The organism is Pseudomonas sp. BN607, assembly GCF_029871175.1.
Taxonomy (GTDB): domain Bacteria; phylum Pseudomonadota; class Gammaproteobacteria; order Pseudomonadales; family Pseudomonadaceae; genus Aquipseudomonas.
Genome location: NZ_SSOE01000061.1, coordinates 81,996 through 104,192, shown reverse-complemented (window position 1 = coordinate 104,192; position 22,197 = coordinate 81,996). Strand labels below are relative to the sequence as shown.

The 22,197-nt window shown below is 63.9% G+C and carries 17 protein-coding genes and 1 pseudogene; 10 read left to right on the top strand and 8 right to left on the bottom strand.

The window, feature by feature from the left end; translation table 11 throughout:
- Positions 1 to 245: 245 nt before the first annotated feature.
- From E8E68_RS18460 to E8E68_RS18440, 5 genes are all read left to right on the top strand, one after another.
- Complete coding sequence (locus tag E8E68_RS18460) at positions 246 to 1,982, top strand: type I secretion system permease/ATPase (RefSeq protein WP_266030105.1); 1,737 nt, start codon at positions 246 to 248, stop codon at positions 1,980 to 1,982.
- Between the two features lie 6 nt (positions 1,983 to 1,988).
- Entirely contained in the window at positions 1,989 to 3,329 is a 1,341-nt protein-coding gene (locus E8E68_RS18455; protein WP_266030104.1) for an HlyD family type I secretion periplasmic adaptor subunit, read from the top strand.
- 1 nt (position 3,330) lies between these two features.
- Entirely contained in the window at positions 3,331 to 4,659 is a 1,329-nt protein-coding gene (locus tag E8E68_RS18450) for a TolC family outer membrane protein (RefSeq protein ID WP_110744196.1), read from the top strand.
- Positions 4,660 to 4,787: 128 nt separating this feature from the next.
- Positions 4,788 to 5,651 carry a GGDEF domain-containing protein gene (locus tag E8E68_RS18445; RefSeq protein ID WP_266030103.1) on the top strand — a complete coding sequence of 288 codons (864 nt, stop codon included), beginning with the start codon at positions 4,788 to 4,790 and terminating at the stop codon, positions 5,649 to 5,651.
- A gap of 12 nt (positions 5,652 to 5,663) precedes the next feature.
- Complete coding sequence (locus tag E8E68_RS18440) at positions 5,664 to 6,332, top strand: class I SAM-dependent methyltransferase (protein ID WP_266030102.1); 669 nt, start codon at positions 5,664 to 5,666, stop codon at positions 6,330 to 6,332.
- 10 nt (positions 6,333 to 6,342) lie between these two features.
- Here the strand turns inward: E8E68_RS18440 and quiC are convergent, their stop codons facing one another.
- Entirely contained in the window at positions 6,343 to 8,250 is a 1,908-nt protein-coding gene (gene quiC / locus E8E68_RS18435; RefSeq protein WP_110744199.1) for a 3-dehydroshikimate dehydratase QuiC, read from the bottom strand.
- Between the two features lie 290 nt (positions 8,251 to 8,540).
- Here quiC and E8E68_RS18430 point away from each other — a divergent pair, with 290 nt between their 5' ends.
- The gene (locus E8E68_RS18430; RefSeq protein WP_266030100.1) at positions 8,541 to 9,914 is read left to right on the top strand and encodes an MFS transporter; all 1,374 of its coding nucleotides are present in this window, start codon (positions 8,541 to 8,543) and stop codon (positions 9,912 to 9,914) included.
- A gap of 35 nt (positions 9,915 to 9,949) precedes the next feature.
- Here E8E68_RS18430 and E8E68_RS18425 read toward each other — a convergent pair whose 3' ends face one another.
- The 5 genes and pseudogenes from E8E68_RS18425 to E8E68_RS18405 form a co-directional block, all read right to left on the bottom strand.
- A complete protein-coding gene (locus tag E8E68_RS18425) occupies positions 9,950 to 11,362 on the bottom strand; it encodes a DOPA decarboxylase (RefSeq protein WP_280343565.1) in 1,413 nt (470 codons plus the stop codon).
- An 80-nt stretch (positions 11,363 to 11,442) separates the two neighbouring features.
- Positions 11,443 to 12,387: a LysR family transcriptional regulator gene (locus E8E68_RS18420; RefSeq protein ID WP_110744202.1), complete on the bottom strand. Its 945-nt coding sequence runs from the start codon at positions 12,385 to 12,387 to the stop codon at positions 11,443 to 11,445.
- Positions 12,388 to 12,525: 138 nt separating this feature from the next.
- A complete protein-coding gene (locus E8E68_RS18415; protein WP_051097568.1) occupies positions 12,526 to 13,236 on the bottom strand; it encodes a YebC/PmpR family DNA-binding transcriptional regulator in 711 nt (236 codons plus the stop codon).
- Between the two features lie 98 nt (positions 13,237 to 13,334).
- Complete coding sequence (locus E8E68_RS18410; RefSeq protein ID WP_266030094.1) at positions 13,335 to 14,726, bottom strand: FAD-dependent oxidoreductase; 1,392 nt, start codon at positions 14,724 to 14,726, stop codon at positions 13,335 to 13,337.
- An 82-nt stretch (positions 14,727 to 14,808) separates the two neighbouring features.
- Positions 14,809 to 16,056 (bottom strand): annotated as a pseudogene (locus E8E68_RS18405) (MFS transporter); the annotation flags it as partial.
- A gap of 243 nt (positions 16,057 to 16,299) precedes the next feature.
- Here E8E68_RS18405 and E8E68_RS18400 point away from each other — a divergent pair.
- Together E8E68_RS18400 and E8E68_RS18395 are read left to right on the top strand one after the other, a co-directional pair.
- Entirely contained in the window at positions 16,300 to 17,169 is an 870-nt protein-coding gene (locus E8E68_RS18400; protein WP_064490792.1) for a LysR substrate-binding domain-containing protein, read from the top strand.
- A gap of 57 nt (positions 17,170 to 17,226) precedes the next feature.
- Complete coding sequence (locus E8E68_RS18395) at positions 17,227 to 17,598, top strand: DUF2784 domain-containing protein (RefSeq protein ID WP_266030091.1); 372 nt, start codon at positions 17,227 to 17,229, stop codon at positions 17,596 to 17,598.
- Here the strand turns inward: E8E68_RS18395 and tam are convergent.
- Complete coding sequence (gene tam, locus E8E68_RS18390) at positions 17,588 to 18,364, bottom strand: trans-aconitate 2-methyltransferase (RefSeq protein WP_280343550.1); 777 nt, start codon at positions 18,362 to 18,364, stop codon at positions 17,588 to 17,590. The genes E8E68_RS18395 and tam overlap by 11 nt on opposite strands.
- A gap of 114 nt (positions 18,365 to 18,478) precedes the next feature.
- Between tam and E8E68_RS18385 the strand changes: the two genes are divergently transcribed.
- Complete coding sequence (locus tag E8E68_RS18385) at positions 18,479 to 18,658, top strand: hypothetical protein (RefSeq protein ID WP_280343547.1); 180 nt, start codon at positions 18,479 to 18,481, stop codon at positions 18,656 to 18,658.
- A gap of 3 nt (positions 18,659 to 18,661) precedes the next feature.
- Here E8E68_RS18385 and E8E68_RS18380 read toward each other — a convergent pair whose 3' ends face one another.
- The gene (locus tag E8E68_RS18380) at positions 18,662 to 20,074 is read right to left on the bottom strand and encodes an amino acid permease (protein WP_004575400.1); all 1,413 of its coding nucleotides are present in this window, start codon (positions 20,072 to 20,074) and stop codon (positions 18,662 to 18,664) included.
- A gap of 325 nt (positions 20,075 to 20,399) precedes the next feature.
- Here E8E68_RS18380 and E8E68_RS18375 point away from each other — a divergent pair, with 325 nt between their 5' ends.
- Positions 20,400 to 21,824 (top strand): PLP-dependent aminotransferase family protein, encoded by a 1,425-nt coding sequence (locus E8E68_RS18375; protein ID WP_266030089.1) that lies wholly within the window; start codon positions 20,400 to 20,402, stop codon positions 21,822 to 21,824.
- Positions 21,825 to 22,197: the final 373 nt, after the last annotated feature.

The window sequence follows — 22,197 nt, the reverse complement described above, 5'->3', positions numbered from 1 at the left end:
CGATGATAATGCGATGCAACTCACTGTTTTCCTGTGACTTATAAAAAGTTCAAAGTATTTATAGAGCAAAATGATATTACCGAATGTTTCGTTGCAACCTACGCTGCTGCATGTGGGAGCAACGCAGCGTTTTGGCCAATATCGCCATCAGAGCGACCCGCCTGCGAGCCGACCAAGAAGCCACAACTACCGTTTTACGGGGCGCCGCAAGGGCTTCCCGCTTTGTGATGAAGGGAGGCCCCCCGATGGCTAAGCCACCACGCACCCGCTCCGAGCTGGCCGACGTGCTGTTTCGCTTGCGCCGCAGCTTCTACGCCCTAGCCGCCTTCAGCGGCGTGATAAACGTCATGATGTTGACGCCAGCCATCTATATGTTGCAGGTGTACGACCGCGCCCTGGTCAGCCGCAACGTCACGACGTTGGGCATGCTCACCTTGCTGGTGGTCGGGCTGTTCCTGCTGATGTCGGCGCTGGAGATGGTTCGCACCCGGGTGTTGATAAGGGTGGGCAACGGCCTGGACATGAGCCTGAACCGGCGCCTCTTCAGCGCTGCCTTCGAACGCAACCTGAGCCGTGCCGGCGGTAACCCGGCCCAGGCCCTGCAGGACTTGGCGCAGGTTCGGCAGTTTCTCACCGGCAACGGCCTGTTCGCGTTCTTCGACGCTCCTTGGACACCGATCTACCTGCTGGTTTGTTACCTGATCCACCCCTGGCTCGGGCTGGTCACCACGATTGGCTCGCTGATCCTCGTCGGGCTGGCCTACCTCACTGAAAAGGCTACGCAAAAGCCCTTGGCCGAAGCCAACCAGGCAGCCATGTCGTCAGCCAGCTACGCCAACAACAACCTGCGCAACGCCGAAGTGATCGAAGCCATGGGCATGCTGCCGTCAATCGGCAAGCGCTGGTACCAGGGCCACTTGCGCATCCTGCAGATGCAGACCCTGGCCTCCGACCGCGCGGCGCTGATCAGCAGCACCGGGCGCTTCGTGCGCATCACCCTGCAGTCGCTGATCCTCGGCACCGGCGCGCTGCTGGCGATCGAGGGCACGATCACCCCCGGCATGATGATCGCCTGCTCGATCCTGACCGGCCGAGCCCTGGGCCCGGTGGAACAGGTAATCGCCGCGTGGAAGCAACTGCTGGGCTGCCGCCTGGCCTGGGGCAGGCTCAATGACCTGCTGCAGGACTACCCGCAACGGCCGCCGAGCATGTCGCTGCAGCGGCCAATGGGCATGCTGGCCGTGGAGAACGTGATCGCCGGCGCCCCTGGCAGCAGCACCAGCATCGTACGCGGGGTGAGCTTCAGCCTGGCCCCGGGTGACAGCCTGGGTGTCATCGGCCCTTCGGCCTCGGGCAAGTCCACCCTCGCCCGCCTGCTGGTAGGTGTGTGGCCGGCCCAGGCCGGCAAGGTGCGCCTGGACGGCGCCGATATCTTCACCTGGAACAAGGCCGAACTGGGCCCGTGGCTGGGCTACCTGCCGCAGGACGTGGAGCTGTTCGAAGGCACCATCGCCGAAAACATCGCCCGCTTTGCCGAGGTGGACAGCGACAAGGTAATCCGTGCCGCCCGCAGCAGCGGTGTACACGACATGATCCTGCGCTTCCCGCAGGGTTACGACACCCGCCTGGCCGCCGATGGCAGCCCATTGTCTGGCGGCCAGAAGCAACGCATCGCGCTGGCCCGCGCCCTGTATGGCGAGCCCAACCTGGTGGTGCTGGACGAGCCCAACGCCAACCTCGATGACGTGGGTGAAAAAGCCCTGGTCGATGCCCTGGCCGAGCTCAAGGCACGCGGCGCCACGGTGGTGCTGATTTCCCACCGGCCCAATGTGCTGTGCGCAGTCGACCAGATACTGATGCTGCGCGACGGCGGTGTGCACATGCTTGGCAGCCGCGACGAAGTGTTCGCCGCCCTGCGCAAGGCCGCGGTGATTCCGGCAACGGCTGCGGCACCGCTGGCTTCGGTCAAGGTACGGGAGTAACCGATCATGCAGATGACTCAACATGCCGAACTGATCCCCGCCGAGACCAGCCACCTGATCGACCTGGACGCGGGCCGCCCGGTACGCTGGGGCGTATGGCTGGTCATCGCCGGCTTCGGCGGCTTCCTGCTGTGGTCCTGCCTGGCGCCACTGGACGCCGGCGTGGTCGCCACCGGTACGGTCAAGGTCACCAGCAACCGCAAGGCGGTCCAGCACCTGAGCGGTGGCACCGTTGAAGCGATCATGGTGCGCGAAGGTGATGTGGTGAAGAAAGGCCAGGAAGTGGTGCGCCTCGATGCCCTGCGCGCGGTGGCCGAACAAGGCGCTCTCAGCGCCCAGTACATCGTCAGCAAGACCGTGGAAAACCGCCTGGAAGCCGAACGCGATGGCCGCGATACCGTTACGTTCGACCCTGCCCTGCTGGAACACTACGCCAATGACCCACGCTTGCTGGCCGCCATGGACCTGCAACAGCGCCTGCTCGACACCCGCCGCGCGGGCCTGGCCGGCGAACTGAGCATCCTTGAAGAAAACCTCACGGCCTCGGCAGTGCAACTGAAAGGCCTGCAGCAGGTGTACGGCGCCCGCGCCTCGCAGATCGGCTTCCTCAACCAGGAACTGCAAGGCACCCGGGTACTGGCCGCCGAAGGTTATGTACCCCGCAACCGCCTGCTGGAGCTGGAGCGCAGCAATGCTGACCTGTCCGCCGGCCAGGCCGAAAACCTCAATAACATTGCCCGGGCGCGCAGCCAGGCGACCGAGATCAAGCTGCGCATCCTGCAGCGCCAGCACGATTACCTGAAGGAGGTGGAGTCGCAACTGACCGATACCGCCAAGGAAAACACCACCCTGGCCGATCGCTTGCGCGCACTGGACTATGAAGTGACCCACACGGTGATCCGCTCGCCGATCGACGGCATGGTCCAGGGCCTGAGCATCGCCACGGTCGGCGGCATCATCCAGCCCGGGGCCAAGATCATGGAAGTGGTGCCCCTCGACCAGCCGCTGCAGGTCGATGCGATGATCCCGGTGCAGGCGATCGACAAGATGGTCCCAGGCCTTGACGTGGACATCGCCTTCCCGGCCTTCAACCATGCGCAGACGCCGAACATTCCCGGCCGGGTAAAAACCATTTCTGCCGACCGGCTGCTCGACGAAGAAAGCAAGCAGCCGTTCTACCTGGCCCAGGTGGAAGTGACGCCGGCCGGCATGGGTTTGCTGGGCAGCAACCACATCCGCCCCGGCATGCCTGCCACCGTCACCATCAAGACCGGCGAGCGCAACCTGCTCAGCTACCTGCTCAAACCAATGCTCGAACGCGTGGACGCCGCGTTCAAGGAGCAATGACATGAAACGCCCGTGCCTGCTGTTGTGCCTGCTGGGAGTTGCCGTACAGGCCAGTGCCATGGACCTGAAGCAAGCCTGGGACCTGTTGCAGTACCAAGGCCCGATCTACCGCGCTGCCGTGCATGAAAAACAAGCCGGTGGCGAAAACCGCGCCATCGGCGAGGCCGGCCTGCTGCCGCAGATCAACGCCGCCGCCTACTTCAACCGGGTCGATGGCAGCCAGCGCCAGAATGGCCAGGACAACGACCTCGACTATGACTCCAAGGGCGCCAACGTGCGCCTGCGCCAGCCGCTGTTCAACAAGCAGAAGATGGCCGAGTACCGCCAGGGCCAGCAACGCGCCGACTACAGCGTGGCAGTGTTCGACGCCAAGAGCCAGGACGCTGCGGTGCGCTTGGCCGACGCGTACTTCGACGTGCTGCTGGCCAGCGAAACCATCACCCTGGCCAAGGCCAAGCTGAACGCTTTCGAGGAACAGCTGGCATCGGCGAAGCGGCGCAAGGAACTGGGCGCCGGTACCATCACCGATGTCGACGAATCGGTGGCCCGCCGCGACCTGGCCGAGGCCGACCTGATCGATGCCCAGGACAACCTGGTCAACGCCCGGCGCAAGCTGGAGGAATACATTGGTGAAACGCCGCAGGCGTTGACCACCCTGCAGCCTGGGTTCACCACCCCGCCGCTGATGCCGGGCAACCTGCAGGAGTGGCTGGTCAAGGCCCAGGCCGACAGCCCACTGATTCATGCGCGCCGGCACAGCTACGCGCTGGCCGAGGAAGAAGTCAAGCGCGCCCGCGCCGGGCACTACCCCACGCTGGACTTCGTGGCGGGCTACACCGCTGGCAGCAGCCAGTCGATTTCCGAGCTGAACCAGCGCAACCACTACAGCTCGATCGGGCTGGAGCTGAACATCCCGCTGTACAGCGGTGGCAGCACCAGTGCCCTGACCCGCCAGGCCAGCGCCAACAGCTCCAAGGCCCTGGATGAACTGGACGCCACCCGTCAGGAGGTGATTTCCGACACTACCCGCGAGTACCGTGGCGTGCAAAGTGGCGCCCTGCGCATTCAGGCACTGGAAAAGGCGGTGGCCTCCAACGAGCGTTCGCTGACCTCGACCCGCAAGGGCTTCAAGGAAGGTGGCACCAGCACCAACTCGGATGTGCTCAATGCCGAGGAGCTGCTGTATGACGCCCGCCATGACCTGTTCGAGGCCAAGCTCAACTACCTGATGTCGCGCCTGCGGCTGGCCTCGTCGGTGGGCAGCCTGGGGGATGATGATATCGAGCAGATCAATGGTTACCTGGGGCCGGAGCTGGTCGTGAGCAACTGATACCTCGCGGGAGGAAGATTGCTCCATACTTCACTGGCTGACGCAGCCGCTGTGGGCTTGCGGCGTCTGCCCCATTTTGTCCTGTTTCAGGCTATGATCGGTCACCCCGCCGCGGACACCCATGCACCATGCCCGTAGACCTCCACGCGCTGTACCCAAGGCTGATCCACCTGATGCTGGACACGGTATTCGTGGTCGACAGGGACAACCAGATCGTCTTCGTCAGTGATGCCTGCGAAGCATTGCTGGGCTACCAGGCCAGCGAACTGGTCGGCACGCCGATCACCGACTACATGCACCCCGACGACCTCGCCGCCACCCGCGCCTCGATCGTGCGAGTGATGAATGGTCAGCCGCACTACGACTTCCGCAACCGCTACATCCGCAAGGATGGCGGCGTGGTGCATATCCTCTGGGCAGCCGGCTGGTCCGATGAGGCCGACGCGCGTATCGGCGTGGCGCGCGATGTCACCGCCCAATACCACGCCGAGGAAGAACTGCGCTTCCTCGCCCATCACGACCCGCTGACCCGGCTGGCCAACCGGGCCATGTTCCATCAGCGGCTGGATACAGCCCTGGCCTCGGCGCGGCGCCACAACCACGCGCTGGCGTTGCTGTTCCTCGATATCAATGACTTCAAGCAGATCAACGACAACTACGGGCACAGCGTGGGTGACCAGGTGCTGTGCACACTGGCCCGGCGCCTGGAAAACTGCATCGGCGCAGCCGGCACGGTGGCACGGATGGGTGGCGACGAGTTCACCGTGTTGCTGCCCGACTGCCCGTCGCCGGACGCCATCGCCATGCAGGTGCAGCACATTCTGGCGGTCATGGCCGAGCCGCTCGACGCCGACTTTTCCGGTATCGATGCGCCGACCTGCAGCATTGGCGTAGCGCGCTTCCCTGAAGACGGCAACGATGCCGACACGCTGCTGCGCCACGCGGACGGGCACATGTACCGGGTCAAGAAGCAGCGCGCTGTGGCAGGCTGAAAGGAGAGGTGCATGCGCAACCCTGAAGACGCTTTGCTCGACAGCTGGCAGCACAACGCCCAAGCCTGGATTGACGCCGTGCGCAGCGGTGCGATCGAGAGCCGGCGGCAAGTTACCGACCAGGCCATCCTGCTGGCGGTCCTTGGCCGCCAGCCTGAACGGGTGCTGGATCTTGGTTGTGGTGAGGGCTGGTTGCTGCGCGCGCTGGGCGCACGGGGAATCGAGGCGGTTGGCGTAGATGGTGACCGCGCATTGGTGGAGGCCGCCCGTGCTGCCGGGTCCGGCAAGGTGTACCTGGCCAGTTATGCGCAATTGGCGGATGCGCAGGTTGATGTCGAAACAGGCTATGACCTGATCTGCGCCAACTTTGCCCTGTTGCAGCAAGACATCATTGCCCTGCTGGCGGCAATGAATGCGTTGCTGGTGCCGGGTGGCGCGCTGGTGATCCAGACCCTGCACCCGTGGTGTGTCGCTGACGGGGATTACCAGGATGGCTGGCGGGAGGAGTCATTTGCCGGGCTGGCCGGGGACTGGCAGGTGATGCCGTGGTACTTCCGCACGTTGAGCAGTTGGCTGACCGCGCTGGACATGGCGGGTTTTCGGTTGGCTGGCTTGCAAGAACCGCAGCACCCCCAGAGTGGGGTGCCGCAGTCGTTGTTACTGGTGGCCGAACGCCCTTGAGCTTAGGCAGTCAGAGGACTGGCTTGCGCGCCGCACCACTGCGGGCCTTGGCCATGGCCGCCAGGCGCACCGCGACGTTGGCCGCGCCGTAGCCGGCATAGCCGCCCTTGCGCTGGATGATCTCGAAGAAGAAACGCTCCTCGAACGGCTCGGTGTACACGTGGAACAGCTCGCCACCTTGGGCATCGCGGTCATAAAGCACGTTGTAGTAAGCCAGCTCGCTGAGGAACTCGTCGTCGAAGTCGAAGCGCGCCGCCAGGTCGTCGTAGTAGTTCAGCGGGATTTCCAGCAGCGGCACACCGGCCAGCTTGGCCCGTGCCACTTCACGGAAGATGTCGTCACAATCGAAGGCGATGTGGTGCACCCCTGAACCGCGATAGCTGGACAACGCATGGGCGATGGCGGTGTTGCGGTTTTCCGAGATATTCAGCGGCAAGCGCAAGGTGCCGCACTGGCTGCGCAAAGCGCGGCTCTTGACCAGGCCATACGGGTCGGGCAGCACCACTTCGTCGTCGGCGGCGAAGTCGAACAGACTCTTGTAGAACAGTACCCAGCTGTCCAGCGATTCGGCAGGCAGCGCCAGGGCCATGTGGTCGATGCGGCGCAGGCCGCCAGTGGCGGTGGCGTTCGAGTCCAGGCTGAAGTCGGTGTCGTACAGGGTATGGCCAGCAGTGCCCTGCTCCACCAGATACAGCAGGCTGCCATCCGGTGCACGTACCGCCGGAACTTCGCACTCGTTAGGGCCAACCAGGCCACGGAATGGTTGGCCACGGTAGGCAGTGGCACGCTTCAGGGCCGCCTGCTGGTCCTTGACCCGCAGGGCGGTGGCGCACAGAGACGGGCCGTGGGCCTCGAAGAAGTTGTGGCCAAACGAGTACGGCTCGGCGTTCAGTACGATGTTGATGTCGCCCTGGCGCAGCAGTTGCACTTCTTTGCTGCGGTGTTTCCCCGCTTCGGCAAAGCCCAGGCGCTTCAACCAGCTGCCCAGACGGGCGCCGACGGCCTCGTCGACGGCAAATTCAAGGAACTCGACGCCATCATAGGTGCTGGCCGGTGGCGGAGTGAACAGCACGCCAGGTTCGATCGGGGTGTTTTCCTGTTCCAGACGCAGGCGAGTTTGTTCCTCAAGGTACAGCAGCGAACGCAGGCCATCGGCGGCGTTCTGCCGCGGCGGCGCGGCGCGGAAGCCGTCGTTGAAGATTTCCAGCGACAGCGGGCCACGGTAGCCGGTGGCGAGGATCGGCGCGAGGAAACCGGCCATGTCCATTTCGCCCTGGCCCGGGAAGCAGCGGAAGTGGCGGCTCCACTCCAGCACATCCATGGCCAGGATCGGCGCGTCGGCCATTTGCACGAAGAAGATCTTGTCGCCGGGGATGTCGCGGATCGCGCTCGGGTCACCCTTCAACGACAGGGTATGGAAACTGTCGAGAATCACCCCGAGCGCCGGGTGGTCGGCCTGGCGCACCAGGTTCCACACTTGCTGGTAGGTGTTGACGTGGCGGCCCCAGGCCAGCGCTTCATAACCAATGCGCAGCCCGCGCTTGCCTGCATGCTCGCCGAGCAGGCGCAGGTCGTCGACCAGCAGCTGTTCATCGCCAAGGGCATCGGCCTGGACGTTGCTGCACACCAGCACCAGGTCGGTACCCAGTTCCTGCATCAGGTCGAACTTGCGCTCGGCGCGGTCGAGGTTTTTCTGCAAGCGGTCGCGGCGGCAGCCTTCAAAGTCGCGGAACGGCTGGAACAGGGTGATGGCAATGCCCAAATCGGCGCACATCTGGCGGACCTGGCGCGGGCTGCCCGCGTAGTAAAGCAGATCGTTTTCGAAGATCTCGACGCCGTCAAAACCGGCGGCGGCGATGGCTTCGAGCTTTTCCGGCAGTGTGCCGCTCAAGGACACGGTAGCGATCGAACGCTGCATGGCGGGAGTTCCTTGTTGTTAGTGAAATACGGTGCCTGACAAGTAAAAACACCTGTCACAGTTTATGGCATGATCGATTATTGGCAGGTAAAGTCGTCGCTTCAATCTCTTTGTACGGAATGGTTAGTTTTGCGTTCGATTATCGCACAAAACCCGTTTTAGTGAATTGCCAGTCTACTGGCCCGTGGTCAACATGAACCACAGACGCAGGCACACCGACCGCTGCCTCCTGCCTTGGCAAATACCCCCTGGCGGAACCTGCGCAAACAACAATAACAACGGAGACAACGATGGCTCACTCCAGCTCGCAAGCGAAAAAAGCGACCGCCAGTGGATGGATAGGCTCGGCACTCGAGTACTACGACTTCTTCATCTACGCCCAGGCCGCTGCACTTATTTTCCCGCAGATCTTCTTCCCCAATACCGACCCGAAAATGGCCATCATCGCCTCGCTGGCCACCTATGGGGTGGGCTACCTGGCGCGGCCGGTTGGCGCTTTCGTGCTGGGCCACTGGGGTGACACCCGCGGCCGCAAGAACGTGCTGCTGCTTTGCATGTTCCTGATGGGCCTGTCGACCATGGCCGTCGGCCTGCTGCCGACCTACCACGACATCGGCTTCCTCGCACCGGCCTTGCTGGTGGTGCTGCGCCTGATCCAGGGCTTTGCCGTGGCCGGTGAAATTTCCGGTGCCAGCTCGATGATCATGGAGCATGCGCCATTCGGCCGCAGAGGCTACTACGCCAGCTTTACCCTGCAGGGCGTACAGGCCGGCCAGGTGATGGCAGCCGCGGTATTCCTGCCACTGGCCTACTTCATGCCAACCGAAGCCTTCAACGACTGGGGCTGGCGCATTCCCTTCCTGATGAGCGCCATCGTGCTGATTGCCGGTTTCATCATCCGCAAGGAAGTGCACGAAACCCCGGCGTTCGTGAAGGAAGAGAAACAGGACAAAGTCGCCAAGTCGCCAATCAGCGAAGCCTTCCGCCACAGCTGGAAGCACATGGTGCTGGTGATGTTCATGGCACTGATGAACGTGATCCCGGTCGTGGCCACCATATTCGGTGCGGCCTACGCGGTGCAGCCTGCCTACGGCATCGGCTTCGACAAGAGCGTGTACCTGTGGATCCCAGTGGTCGGCAACATCGTCGCGGTGCTGGTGATTCCGTTTGTCGGCAACCTGTCGGACAAGATCGGCCGTCGCCCGACCATGATCGCCGGTTGCCTGGGCTCGGGCCTGCTGGCCTTCGTCTACCTGTATGCGATCAGCATCCAGAACGTACCGCTGGCGTTCACCGCCTCGATCGTGATGTGGGGCATGGTCTACCAGGGCTATAACGCGGTGTTCCCAAGCTTCTACCCAGAGCTGTTCCAAACCCGCTACCGGGTTTCGGCCATGGCCATTGCACAGAACATCGGCACCATGCTGACTGCCATGCTGCCGGCGCTGTTCGCCCTGGTTGCACCACCTGGCTCGGAAAACATCCCGCTGGTGGTCGGTGGGCTGGCGTTCTTCATCACCTGCGTGTGCGCCTTGGCGGCCTACATTGCTCCGGAAACCCACCGCCTGGCGATGGAAGACCTGGGTAACCCGCAGGCCAAGCCGATGGACAAGGAAGCGTATGAGGCTAACCGTAAAGGCAGCTTTCAGACGGTGAGTCACTGATAGATCGCTGGGGCTGCGCTGCAGCCCCAGCAATTTCAGCCTTTGACCACGCCCTGCAGACGCGCCCACAACCGCTCGACATCCCCCCGCTCAGTCAGCAAGGCCCCGATCGACACCCGCACCATCCACCTCCCATCCAGCGTCGCCGGTGTCACATAGGCATCCCCGGACGCATTCAGCCGCTCAGCCCAACCCTTGGTATGCGCATCCAGCGCCTCCCCTGCCAGCCCCGCCGGCCGATGGCGAATGCACAGGGTCTGCAACGGTACCGGCGCCAACACCTCCCACTCCGCCGCAGCCCCCACCTGCTCCGCCAGCCATTGGGCATTCTCCAGGTCACGCCGCAGCCGCGCCTGCAACGCCTCGACGCCCTCGCTACGCAACATGAACCAGAGCTTCAAGGCACGGAACCGGCGCCCCAGCGGGATACCCCAGTCACGCAGGTTCTTCACCTCGCCATCCACCGCCGACTGCAGGTAGCTGGGGTTGGTGCTCATCACCCGGATCAAATGCTGCGGGTCACGCACGTAGTAGATCGAGCAGTCGAAGGCCACGCCCAGCCACTTGTGCGCGTTGACCACCACCGAATCGGCCAGTTCGATGCCCTCCCACATCCAGCGGCACTCGGGCAGGATCATTGCCGAACCGGCCATGGCCGAGTCCACATGCAGCCACAGGCCATGGGCCTGGGCGATTTCGCCGATCGGGCGCAGCGGGTCCAGGGCGGTGGTGGTGGTAGTGCCGGTGGTCGCCACCACGGCACATGGCTGATTGCCAGCAGCCAGGTCTTGCTCGATCGCCGCCTGCAAGGCTTCAGGGCGCAGCGCGTAGCGTTCATCGGTTGCAATCAGGCGAATGTTGTCACGACCAAAACCGGCCAGCAGCGCGGCCTTGTCCACCGAGCTATGGGCGTGGGCGCTGACATACACAATCAACGGTTTGGCTTCGGCCTGCAGGCCGCCGCGCACCAAGGCATAGCCGGTGGCGCGCTCACGGGCGCTGATCAGCGCTACCAAGGTGCTGGTCGAGGCGGTGTCCTGGATCACCCCGCTCCATTGGCCAGACAAGCCCAGCAGCTGGCGCAGCCAGTCGAGCGTGGTTTCTTCCAGTTCGCTCAGGGCCGGGCTGGACTGCCACGACAGGCCCAGCACACCCAGGCCTGTGCTGAGGAAGTCCCCTAGCACCGAGGACAGGGTGCCGTTGGAGGGGAAGTAGCCGTAGAAGTCCGGGTGCTGCCAATGGGACAGGCCGGGCATGACCAGGTTGTTGACGTCGTCGAGAATAGCCGCGAAGGGTTCGCCTTGTTGAGGCGCGGTTGCAGGCAAGGCGGCCTTGAGATAGCCAGGTTCGACCTGGGCCATGACCGGGCGTTCGCCCACGGTCTGTCGGTAGTCGGCGATCAGGTCGATCAGCTGGTGGCCATACTGGCGGAATTGTTCGGGGGTCACGCTCGCTCTCCTGTGGGGTACGCATCGCCCCAGTCTAGGCACCTATCCCCAACCGAATAACCCCGCTTCCCGCATAGCTGCTATGGCAAACCCGCATGCCCGCCCTGCACACCAAACTGCGACTGGCGCCACAACTCGAATACCCGGTTCCGCAACCAGCGGTGCTCGGCCGAGGCCTGCAGGCGCTGGTGCCACACAACCCAGTACCGCTGGCTGTGGTCGATGAAGCCCAGTGGTCGCCAGGCCAGGTCATGCAAACGGCTCAGCTGCCGGGCGATGTGCTCGGGGACCGTGGCCACGGCCTGAGTGCTGGCAATCACGTTGACCGTGGCAGAGAAAAACGGCACTTCCAGGCTGACCCGCCGCTGCAGGCCCTGCGCGCGCAGATGGCGGTCGATGAAGCTGTCCTTGTCCCCGCCGCCGGAGATACGCACGTGCTTGTGCGCCAGGTAGTCGGCCTGGCTGAGCGCGGCATGTGCAGTCAGCGGGTGATCGCGGCGCATCAGGCACACGGCGCGGTCCTCGCCCAGCAGGCGCCCGTGCAGGTTGGGCGGTGACTCGTCGAACAACGTGGTCGCCAGGTCGATTTCGCCACTGGCCAGCAAGGCATACTGGCCGGCCTGCCAGGTGCGGTACTCCAGCGATACGCCGGGCGCTTCGTGCTCCAGCGCAGCGACCAGCAACGGCAGCATGTGCTCGGCCACATAGTCCGAGGCCGCCAGGCAGAAGCGCCGCTCGCAGCGGGCCGGGTCGAATACGGCAGGTTGGCGCAGCGCGTGCAGTTCTTCGAGCACTTGCCGCAGCGGCTCGACCAAGGCTTCGGCATGTTCGCTGAGCACGTAACCACGGCCTTGGCGCACCAGCAAGGGGTCGTCGAAGGCTTCACGCAAGTGCGCCAGCTGGCGGCTCAGGGCCGACTGGCTTACGCCCAGGCGTTCGGCGGCGTGGCTGAGGTTTTTCAGCTGCAGCAGGTGGTCGAGGGTGCGCAGGTGGGCAAGGCTGAGGGAGGCGAAGGTGGGGTTCATGCAGGCTCCCTGCGGTGGAGTTCAAGGGCCTATTCGCGGGCAAGCCCGCTCCCACAGGGTTTTCACATATTTCAGCATCGTGAATAACCTGTGGGAGCGGGCTTGCCCGCAAATGGGCCGCCAGGCGGCCCCAGCTTTTTAGGCGGTCAGACCCACGTAGACGTTCTGCACGTCATCGTTCTCGTCGATCGCTTCGAGGAACGCTTCCACCTCAGCCAGTGCTTCAGCACTCAGGCTGGCCGCGCTCACCGGATTTTTCGGGGTGTAGCCGATCTTCGCCGAGGTCACGGTGAAGCCGTGCTCCGGCAGGGCCTTCTGCACTGCGTCGAGGTCGGTGGTGTCGGTGATGAACAGGGTCGAGCCCTCTTCTTCACCTTCTTCGAAGTCCTGGGCACCGGCTTCGATGGCAGCCATTTCCGGGTCGGCGTCGCCTTCCGGGGTGGCTTCGATCAGGCCGACATGGTTGAAGTCCCAGGTCACCGAGCCGCTGGCACCCAGCTGGCCCTTGCGGAACAGCACGCGGATTTGCGCGACGGTGCGGTTGACGTTGTCGGTCAGGCACTCGACGATCAGCGGCACTTGGTGCGGAGCGAAGCCTTCATAGCTGACGGCATGGTACTGCACGGCCTCGCCGTCCAGGCCCGCGCCTTTCTTGATCGCACGCTCCAGGGTTTCACGGGTCATCGACGCTTTCTTGGCCTGGACGATGGCCAGGCGCAGGCGCGGGTTCATGTCCGGGTCGGCGCCCGACTTGGCAGCAATCTGAATTTCCTTGGCCAGCTTGCCCATGATCTTGCCCTTGGCGTTGGCAGCTGTTTCTCTATGCTTGGCTTTCCACTGTGCGCCCATGTCGACTCTCTTTGTTTCAGCGGCCGGTTCAGGAAGCGACCGGCCAAAAGTGGGTGCAGTTTATACGCCCTCGGGCATGGGATCGACAAGAAATCTCATCAGCCTTTATCGGCTTTGCCTGCCGCCGCAGCGAAGCGTGCCAAGCGCACATCCAGCCGGCGCGGGCGCAACCCGTGGTCCTCGGCGCGCTCCTTGCGGCGGATGGCATTGCGCACCATCAGCGACCCCAGGTAGCGGATCGGCTCAGGCGGGAACAGCCCCAGCGGCCCCTTGACCAGCGGCGAGCGGGTCCACGGGTTGTCCAGCCCCAGTGCCAGCGACGAGAGAATCTGCCCGCCCATGTGGCACGGCCCGACACCGCTGCCGGAGTAGCCAAAGCCGTAGAACACGTTGCCCTGCCCGTCCAGCCGGCCAAAAAAAGGCAGGCCGGTCACCGAGCGGTCCGACGGCCCGTTCCAGCTGGCCGCCAGCGGCACCTCGGCCAGCGCCGGGAAGAACTCGCCCAGGGTTTCGCGCAGCAATGGCCGGTACGGCGAGGGCTGGTCGAATACCGGCAGCATGCGCCCGCCATAGGCAAAGGTGTTGCCGCCCTTGCCCAGCATCAGCCGGCCATCGGAGGTGTTGTGGTAGTAATGCACGAAAATCCGCGAGTCGAGCACGCTGACCCCGCTGTCCAGGCCGATCTCACGCAGCAGTTCGGGGCACGGTTCGGTGATCACCATGTCGCTGGAAACAATCGCCACGCTGCGCTCGAACTGCGGGAAGGCCCGCGCCATCCAGGCATTGAGGCCCAGCACCACGCGGTCGGCGCGCACGCTACCATTGGCCGTGCGTACCTGCACCGGGGCGCCATGCTCCAGCCCGGTCATGGTGGTGCCCTCGAAGATGCGCACGCCGCGCTGCAAGGCCACCCGGCGCAGACCGCGCACCAGCTTGCCGGGTTGCACGGTGGCAGCGGCCGGCGAGAACCAGCCTTCCAGGTGCCGCGCCGAACCGGCCAGGCGCTGCACCTGCTCCAGCGGCAGGCGGCGGAACGAGTTGATGCCCTTTTGCTCCAGCGCGGCGATCACCGCGTCGGTGCCACCGACCTGGGCGGCATTGGTGGCGGTGTACAACGTGCCGTCCAGGCGGTAATCGCAGTCGATGTCGTTGGCCGCACAGAACGCGCCGATTTCGCCGATGCTACGCTCCGACTCGCGTACCAAGCGCACCGCCTCGGCTGCCCCGAACAGCCGTTCGAGGGTGAAGTACTTGGCCGACCAGGACAATGCACAACCACCATTGCGGCCGCTGGCACCGGCACCGCAGATATCGGCCTCGATCAGCACGACATCCAGCGCCGGTACCGCCTCCTTGAGCATCAACGCCGTCCACAGGCCGGTATACCCACCGCCGACGATGCACACATCGCAACGGGCATCGCCCTGCAGCGGCGGGCACACCGCGTCCTCGGTCGATTCCAGGGCCTGTTGTAGCCAGAAGGGTCTCATTCGCTCGCTTTCCTCAGGTACGCAGTGGCTTGATTGCCATGCTGGTGTTCGGCGCCACATCGGTGCTCTGCGGGCTGCTGGCCGGGCGGCTGTTCCAGTGCGGCAGCAGCACCAACGCCGAGAACAGCGCGCAGCCGGCAAACACGATGAACACTGTGACGCCATCGAAATAACCCGGCAGCAGCCCGCCCAGCACCGCCCCCACCGAGCCGCAACCGTTGACGAACCCGGCCGCGGTAGCACCGGCCTTGGCGGTGCCGAAGTCGATGGCGGCGGCGCCGCTGATCATCGAGTCCGGCCCGTAGAGGGTCAGGCCCATGACGAACAGCAGGCATACCACCAGCATGACACTGCCGGTGTGCATGGCCGCCATGAACGCCGCCAGCGTCACGGTCAGCAACACCAGGCTGATCACGCAGGCCGGCATGCGCCGCGCGCCGAACAATTTGTCGGAGGCCAGGCCGATCATGATCGGGCCCAGCAGCCCGGCCAGTTCGAAGGCGGTCGGGATGATCGCGGCGCCCACCTTGCCCACCGAGGGCATCTGCTCGAAAACGATCACCGGGCCCCACAGCAGAATGGCGTAGCGCGCAGGCTTGAGCAGGAAGTACGCCAGGCCCAGGGTCAGGACGGTGCGGTTGCGCAAGATTTCCTTCAACGGCGCCCAAACACTGCACAGGCTGTCGGCCGGTGCCATGCTCTGCGGCTCAGGCTCTACCGCCGGCAGGCCGACATCTTCAGGCTTGTTGCGCTGCAGGAAGAAGAACAGCACCGCCACCAGCGCAACCACGGCCGCACTGGAGAAGAACGCGGCATGCCAGCTGCCCACCAGGGTGTAGGCCCACCAGCCAGCAAACGGCGAGGCCACCAGGCCGCCGAAGGCATAGCAGGAGCTCCACAGGCCCAGCACCCGCCCACGCTGCGAAGCCGGGAAGAAGCTGCCGATGTTCTTGCACAACCCGGCCCAGCCTGTGGATTGCGCCAGCCCCTGCACCAGCATGCAGGTAGCGAAGATCGGGAAGGTGGCGTAGCTGCCCATCACCACCGCCGCCACCGCGGAAATCAGCAACCCGCCCAGCACCACCACACGCGGGCCGAAACGGTCGGCCAGCATGCCCCAGGTGAACTGGCCCACCGCGTAGGCAGCCAGGTAGATGGCGTCGAGGTTGGCCATGGCGGCCTTGTCGAGCATGAAACCGGGGTCTTCGGCGATGCCCAGTTTGGCCACCGAGAAGGCCTTGCGGGTGAAGTAGAAGGCGGCGTAGGCCAGCCAGGTGATGGCGAAAATCTGCATGCGCCAACGCTTGATCGTGGCTAGGGAATGGTTCATGTAAGTCTGACCTCTTGCTTGAGTGTGCCGGCAGAATGTGAAGAAACGCCTGTCTTGTTCTTGTGTTACGCACAGCGATGACGAGGCTGTCATCGGGTCAGGTGGCGCCGGGTGAGCGCCATGGCCCTGGCGGCACTCGTGGTGCCAGCGTCGGGCTGAAATACATGGAAACAGCTGCTGCAAGATAAATAAAATCGATTTATCGTATTTCACACATAAGCCCAGCTTGTTACTGAGGTCGACATGTCGGTTTCCCACGCTCAACTCAAGGCTTTCCACGCCGTGGCTGTGCACGGCAGCTTTACCCGCGCCGCAGAAAAGCTGTTTCTTACCCAACCTGCGGTGTCCGACCAGGTGCGCAAACTGGAGGAGCGCTTCGGGGTATTGCTGTTCCACCGCAACAAGCGCTCGGTGCAGCTCACCGATCTCGGCGAGCGGCTGCTGGGCATCAGCCAGCGCCTGTTCGCCTGCGAGGCCGAGGCACAGGAGCTGCTGCACGACTCGCGGGCGCTGCACACCGGCAGCCTGGTGCTGGCAGTGGATGCGCCGGTGCATGTGCTGCCGCAGATCGCCCGGTTTTGCCAGCGCTACCCGGGCATCCAGGTGAAGATCGAAACCGGTAACACCGATGAATCACTGGCCCGGCTGTTCAGCTACCAGGCCGACCTGGCCCTGCTGGGGCGGGATGTCGACGATGAGCGCCTGCATTGCCTGCCACTGCGTCGTGACCCGATGGTGGCATTCGTTTCCCACCACCACCCATGGGCCAGCCGCGGCTCGATCAGCCTGGCCGACTTGGACGACACGCCACTGGTGCTGCGCGAGCCCGGCTCGGTCACGCGGCAAACGCTGGAAGAAGAGATGCAACGTGCCGGCCTGCGGATCCGCGCAGCCATCCAGGTGGAGGGCCGCGAAGCAGCGCGAGAAGCGGTGGTGGTAGGGATTGGCGTGGGCGTGGTGTCGGCGGCCGAGTTCGGTGCCGATGCGCGGGTGTGTGCGTTGCCGATCGTCGATTGCCAGCGGCACTTGACCGAGACCCTGGTGTGCCTGAGTGAGCAGCGTACGCGGCGGGTGGTGGCGACTTTCCTGCAGATGGTCGAGGAAGGGGTGTAGGCCCGATCAAACACCCAACTATGCTGGGATAATCCCAGTCCCCCCGGCACCCAAACCATGCTGTACCGCCTTCTTGCCGACACCCTGGTGCTGTTGCACCTGGCCTTCATCCTACTGGTGCTGTTCGGCGGCCTGCTGGTGCTGCGCTGGCGCCCTGCCCTGTGGCTGCACCTGCCGGCCCTGGCCTGGGGCCTGGCGGTAGAGTGCCTGCACCTGGGCTGCCCACTGACCACGTGGGAAAATCGCATGCGCGGCGCCGCCGGGGATGCGGGCTACGACGGCGGCTTCGTCGAGCACTACATCTGGCCGTTGATCTACCCCGCCGGCCTGACACCGCCTATCCAGCTCCTGCTGGGCAGCTTCGTGCTCGTGCTCAACCTGGCCATCTACAGCTACGTGGTTTGGCGCTGGCGCCGTCCTAGCGGGTAGCGATCACGAACAGGCGCGGGAACGGCAACAGCACCTTGCCATCGGTGGCCGGCGGGTAGTCGCGCTGCATCGCCTGCAGGTACATCTGCAGGAAGTCGGCCTGCTCCTGCGCGTCCAGCCGGCCCAGGTAAGGGCGCAACGCCGAGCCCTTGAACCATTCCACCACCGCTTCGGCGCCACCCGGCAATGGGTGGTGATAGGTGGTGCGCCACACATCGACCCGGGCACACAGTGGGCTGAGCAGGTCGTAATAGAATGCTGCACCGTGCCGGGGCGGCAGCTGGAAGTCGGCGAATTTCGCCGCCCAAGGCCCTTGGCTGGCAATCTCGCGCAACTGCTGGTGGGCGGGTTCGTCGAGGTTGTCCGGGGTCTGCACGGCCAGGCTGGCGCCTTCGCTGAGCTGGCGCACCAGGTGCGGGTACAGCGAGGCATGGTCAGGTACCCATTGCAGCGAGGCATTGGCCAGGATCAGGTCCTGCGACTCGGGCGCGGACCAGCCGCCGATGTCGCCAATGACCGTGCGTACCCGGGGGATGCACAGGCGTTTGCGTTCGCGGGCTTTGGCGATCATGTCGGGGTCGCTGTCCAGCGCTGTTACCTGGGCATCGGGATAACGTTGCAGCAGCACCTCGGTTGAATTGCCGGGGCCGCAACCCAGGTCGGTGGCGTGGCGTACCGGCCGTGGCGGGATGGCGGCAATCAGGTCGCGTACGGCGCGCGTGCGTTCGTCTTCGAACAGGGAATACTGGTTGGCGGACCAGGCCATGTGCGGCTCCTTTGGACGGGCTATGTGCCTAGCATATGCCATCTGTCGCCCGCTGGGAGGGCTGCGCAAGGGTTACGCCGGAACTGATCACCTCTGCTTGAAGTCAGTCCTTGCATGCGCACATCCATGAAAACCTACATCGCAATCGCCATCCTGGCCCTGATCGGCGCGGCCGCCCTGCTCGGTTCACCGTGGATGAACCAGCGTTTCCATATGCCCGCAGAAAAAGCCCAGGCCCAACAACGCGAAACGGCCGGGTCCCCGAGGGAGCCGGCCGTTTCCAGACGCGAATGACGCTTAGTGCTGCTTGCTACCAGAGCGAATCTGGTGCACCACACCCATCGCCACTACGACCGCCGCAGCGATGCCGGTGGAGATCACCAGGATCTGGTAGTCAGGCATGAAGGCCATGGTGACCAAGGCAGCCACGATGAACGCGATCACCAGGTAGGTCAGCCACGGGAACAGCCACATCTTCAGGCGCACTTCCTTGCCTTCGGCGATCAGCTTGCGGCGCATGCGCAGCTGCGAGAAGGCGATGACCAGGTACACCAGCAGGGCGATCATGCCGGTGGTGTTCATCAGGGTGTCCAGCACGTCTTTCGGGCGCAGGGTTTCGCTGAAGTTGATCAACGCACAGACCACGGCCACGGCGCACGAACCCATGATCGCGTACACCGGTACACCGGTGCCGGCGCGGGTGATCTTGAAGAACGACGGCGCATCGCCACGCTGGGCCAGCGAGAACAGCATGCGCGAGGCAGTGTAGTGGCCGGAGATCAGGCAGCTGCTCACCGAGGTCAGCACCACGAAGTTCATCAGCAGCTCGGCATACGGCACGCCCAGCAGTTCCAGGGTACGGCGGTAGGCGCCATAGCCAGAGACGCCCAGGTGCGGGTCGTTCCACGGTACCAGGCAGACGATCAGGAAGATCGAACCGACGTAGAACAGGCACACACGCCAGACCACCGAGTTGGTCGCCTTGACGATCTGCGCGGCCGGGTCCTTGGCTTCGGAAGCAGCGATGGTCACGATTTCCGCGCCGAGGAAGGCGAACATCACCCCGAGCAAGGCACCGATCACCGTGGTGATGCCATTGGGCATGAAGCCTTCGGCGGTGAGGTGGCTGATGCCACGCACTTCACCGAACTGCCAGATGTTCATGACGGCAGCAGTACACACGATCAGGAAGCAGACGATCGCGATCACCTTGATCAAGGCGAACCAGAACTCGAACTCACCGTAGTGCTTGACGTTGAAGAAGTTGACGGTGATCAGCAACAGGGTCGTGGCCAGCACGAACACGTTGACGCTAACGTCGGGGAAGAAACCATGCAGGATCTTGCCCGCCACATAGGCTTCCCAGGCCATGAGAATGACCCAGTACCACCAGTACAGCCAGCCGATGGTAAAACCGGCCCAACGGCCAATGGCGCGGTCGGCGTAGGTTGAGAACGAGCCGGTGTCAGGCGAGGAAGTCGCCATTTCACCCAGCATGCGCATGATCAGCACCACCAGGATGCCGCCCGCCAGGTAGGCCAGGACAGCGGCTGGGCCGGCACTGTGAATCACGCTGCCGGAACCGACGAACAAGGCGCCGCCAATAACCCCGGCGATCGACATCATCGTCAGGTGGCGCGACTTCAGCGAGGCACTGAGCTTGCTCTCGTGCCCGCTTTTCGCGGTGGTGGTTGTGGATGTTGCGTCCATCAGTTGTGTACCCCGTGCTTCTTTTTATCCAAGGAAAACCGTGAAACCCCGATGGCTGGCGATTTCACCTGTACATCAGTGCTAATGCGGGCAGGATGGTGTGAACTTACACACGCAGGCCTTCCATGGCGGCCTGCTGACGCGCCCCAGGGCGGCTGCCTGAGGCGAACTGAACATGCTTTATGTGGCGATATCCGACACCTAATGTAAAAATGTCCGACGCAGAGAGCCATGCACAGTGGCATGAAACTCGCACTGCACTGTACAGGTCGCCCATGCAGTACACCCTGCAAACGCCAGGCGATACGCACCCTGAAGGCCCCGAATGTTCGAATTACACCCAGACTCCTCGACCCCGTTGGTGAACCAGATCATCGACGGGTTGCGCGAGGCCATCGACAACCAGACCCTCAAGCCAGGCGCCAAGGTTCCGTCGATCCGCGCCTTTGCCGCGAGCTATTCGGTAAGTACTTTCACCGTGGTCGAGGCCTACGACCGCCTGGTCGCTCAGGGCCTGTTGGTGAGCCGTGGCAATGCCGGGTTCTTCGTCAACCGCGCGGCGGGCGAACTGCTGGAACAGCACAACGCCGAGGCCGACACCACTCGACCAACGTTCAACTCCGAGTGGTACCTGCAACAGATCTTCGAAATCCGCCAGTTGCCCTTCAAACCCGGGTGCGGCTGGCTGCCCAACGACTGGATGTACGAAGACGGCCTGCGCCGCGGCCTGCGCCAGGTGGCTGGCAGCCCGCTGGAACTGTCTGGCTATGGCGACCCCATGGGCCTGCCTGAGCTGCGTGCGCTGACCGCGCAGAACCTGCAGCAGGAACTGTCGATCGTCGCCAACCCGGCGCAGTTGATGCTGACCCACGGCGCCAGCCAGGCGCTGGACCTGGCCGCACGCACGCTGGTACGCCCGGGCGACGTAGTGCTGGTGGACGACCCCGGCTACCCCAACCTGATGAGCATTCTGCGTACCCAGGGCGCGACCTTGGTCGGCGTGCCGCGCACCCCGGCCGGCTACGACCTGAACCAGCTGGAACAGCTGCTGACACACCACCGCCCGACCGCGTTTTTCACCCAGCCACACCTGCACAGCCCGACCTGCTCGCGCACCCCGCTGCCGCAGTTGCACCGCTTGCTGCAACTGGCCAGCCAGCACGGCTTCCGCCTGGTAGAGAACAACCTGTACGCCGACATGGTTGCCGAGCCGCAACCGTGCCTGGCCAGCCTCGATCACCTGCAGCAGGTGGTGTACGTGGGCAGCTACTCGAAGAGCATCTCGCCCAACGTGCGGGTCGGCTACATGCTGGCCAACCCTGAATTGATGCAGAAACTGCTGCACCTGAAAATGCGTTCGGGCCTGACCACTTCACAGGTGATGGAGCGTGTGGTGTACGCCGCGATCATCGACGGCCGCTGGCGTAAGCACCTCAAGCGCCTGCGCCAGCGGCTGGCCGAGGCGCACCAGGAAGTTGGCCGGCATCTGCATCGATTAGGCTTCGAACTGTTTACCGAATCGGATGAAGGCATGTACATCTGGACCCGCCACCCGGCCATTCCGGACAGTGCCGCGTTGCTGGACGATGCGCTGGAGAAAGGCATCATGCTTGGGCCTGGGCAGTTGTTCATGGTCGACGCCAAAGCGACCGGGTGGATGCGCTTCAACGTGGCCTTCAGCACCGACCCGGCGATGTGGGAGTTGCTGGAGAAGGTGCTGGTGAAGCATGTGCGACGCGCCGCTCCTTGATGCCAGCCAGTTGATGCACTGATAGAACAAAACAACACTTATTGATTTGGCAGGGACACTGCAAGAGCAACTGCCTTGCTCAATTTCTAGAATCTAGCGCGATCCCTGTGGGCTTGAGGCTGATGCAGTACCTGAGGAAACAACTGGCTTGCTCAATTTCCAGAATCTAGCGCAATCCCTGTGGGAGCGGGCTTGTCCCGCGAACACGGGCGAAGCCCGTGCCATAAACCGTGTTGGATGCTTCGCGGGGCAAGCCCGCTCCCACAGGTACCCCGCAGGGTTGCGGCTGATGCAGTACCTGGGGAATCAGCTGGCTTGCTCAATTTCCAGAATCTAGCGCAATCCCTGTGGGAGCGGGCTTGTCCCGCGAACA

What these genes read in the sequence shown, in the direction of transcription:
- E8E68_RS18450 (WP_110744196.1), top strand. Translation starts at nt 3,331, where the DNA reads ATGAAACGCCCGTGCCTGCTGTTGTGCCTGCTGGGAGTTGCCGTACAG.
- E8E68_RS18400 (WP_064490792.1), top strand. Translation starts at nt 16,300, where the DNA reads ATGTCGGTTTCCCACGCTCAACTCAAGGCTTTCCACGCCGTGGCTGTG.
- tam (WP_280343550.1), bottom strand. Translation starts at nt 18,364, where the DNA reads ATGGCCTGGTCCGCCAACCAGTATTCCCTGTTCGAAGACGAACGCACG.
- E8E68_RS18385 (WP_280343547.1), top strand. Translation starts at nt 18,479, where the DNA reads ATGCGCACATCCATGAAAACCTACATCGCAATCGCCATCCTGGCCCTG.
- E8E68_RS18375 (WP_266030089.1), top strand. Translation starts at nt 20,400, where the DNA reads ATGTTCGAATTACACCCAGACTCCTCGACCCCGTTGGTGAACCAGATC.
- E8E68_RS18380 (WP_004575400.1), bottom strand. Translation starts at nt 20,074, where the DNA reads ATGGACGCAACATCCACAACCACCACCGCGAAAAGCGGGCACGAGAGC.
- E8E68_RS18395 (WP_266030091.1), top strand. Translation starts at nt 17,227, where the DNA reads ATGCTGTACCGCCTTCTTGCCGACACCCTGGTGCTGTTGCACCTGGCC.
- E8E68_RS18460 (WP_266030105.1), top strand. Translation starts at nt 246, where the DNA reads ATGGCTAAGCCACCACGCACCCGCTCCGAGCTGGCCGACGTGCTGTTT.
- E8E68_RS18430 (WP_266030100.1), top strand. Translation starts at nt 8,541, where the DNA reads ATGGCTCACTCCAGCTCGCAAGCGAAAAAAGCGACCGCCAGTGGATGG.
- E8E68_RS18420 (WP_110744202.1), bottom strand. Translation starts at nt 12,387, where the DNA reads ATGAACCCCACCTTCGCCTCCCTCAGCCTTGCCCACCTGCGCACCCTC.
- E8E68_RS18440 (WP_266030102.1), top strand. Translation starts at nt 5,664, where the DNA reads ATGCGCAACCCTGAAGACGCTTTGCTCGACAGCTGGCAGCACAACGCC.
- E8E68_RS18445 (WP_266030103.1), top strand. Translation starts at nt 4,788, where the DNA reads ATGCCCGTAGACCTCCACGCGCTGTACCCAAGGCTGATCCACCTGATG.
- E8E68_RS18455 (WP_266030104.1), top strand. Translation starts at nt 1,989, where the DNA reads ATGCAGATGACTCAACATGCCGAACTGATCCCCGCCGAGACCAGCCAC.
- E8E68_RS18410 (WP_266030094.1), bottom strand. Translation starts at nt 14,726, where the DNA reads ATGAGACCCTTCTGGCTACAACAGGCCCTGGAATCGACCGAGGACGCG.
- quiC (WP_110744199.1), bottom strand. Translation starts at nt 8,250, where the DNA reads ATGCAGCGTTCGATCGCTACCGTGTCCTTGAGCGGCACACTGCCGGAA.
- E8E68_RS18415 (WP_051097568.1), bottom strand. Translation starts at nt 13,236, where the DNA reads ATGGGCGCACAGTGGAAAGCCAAGCATAGAGAAACAGCTGCCAACGCC.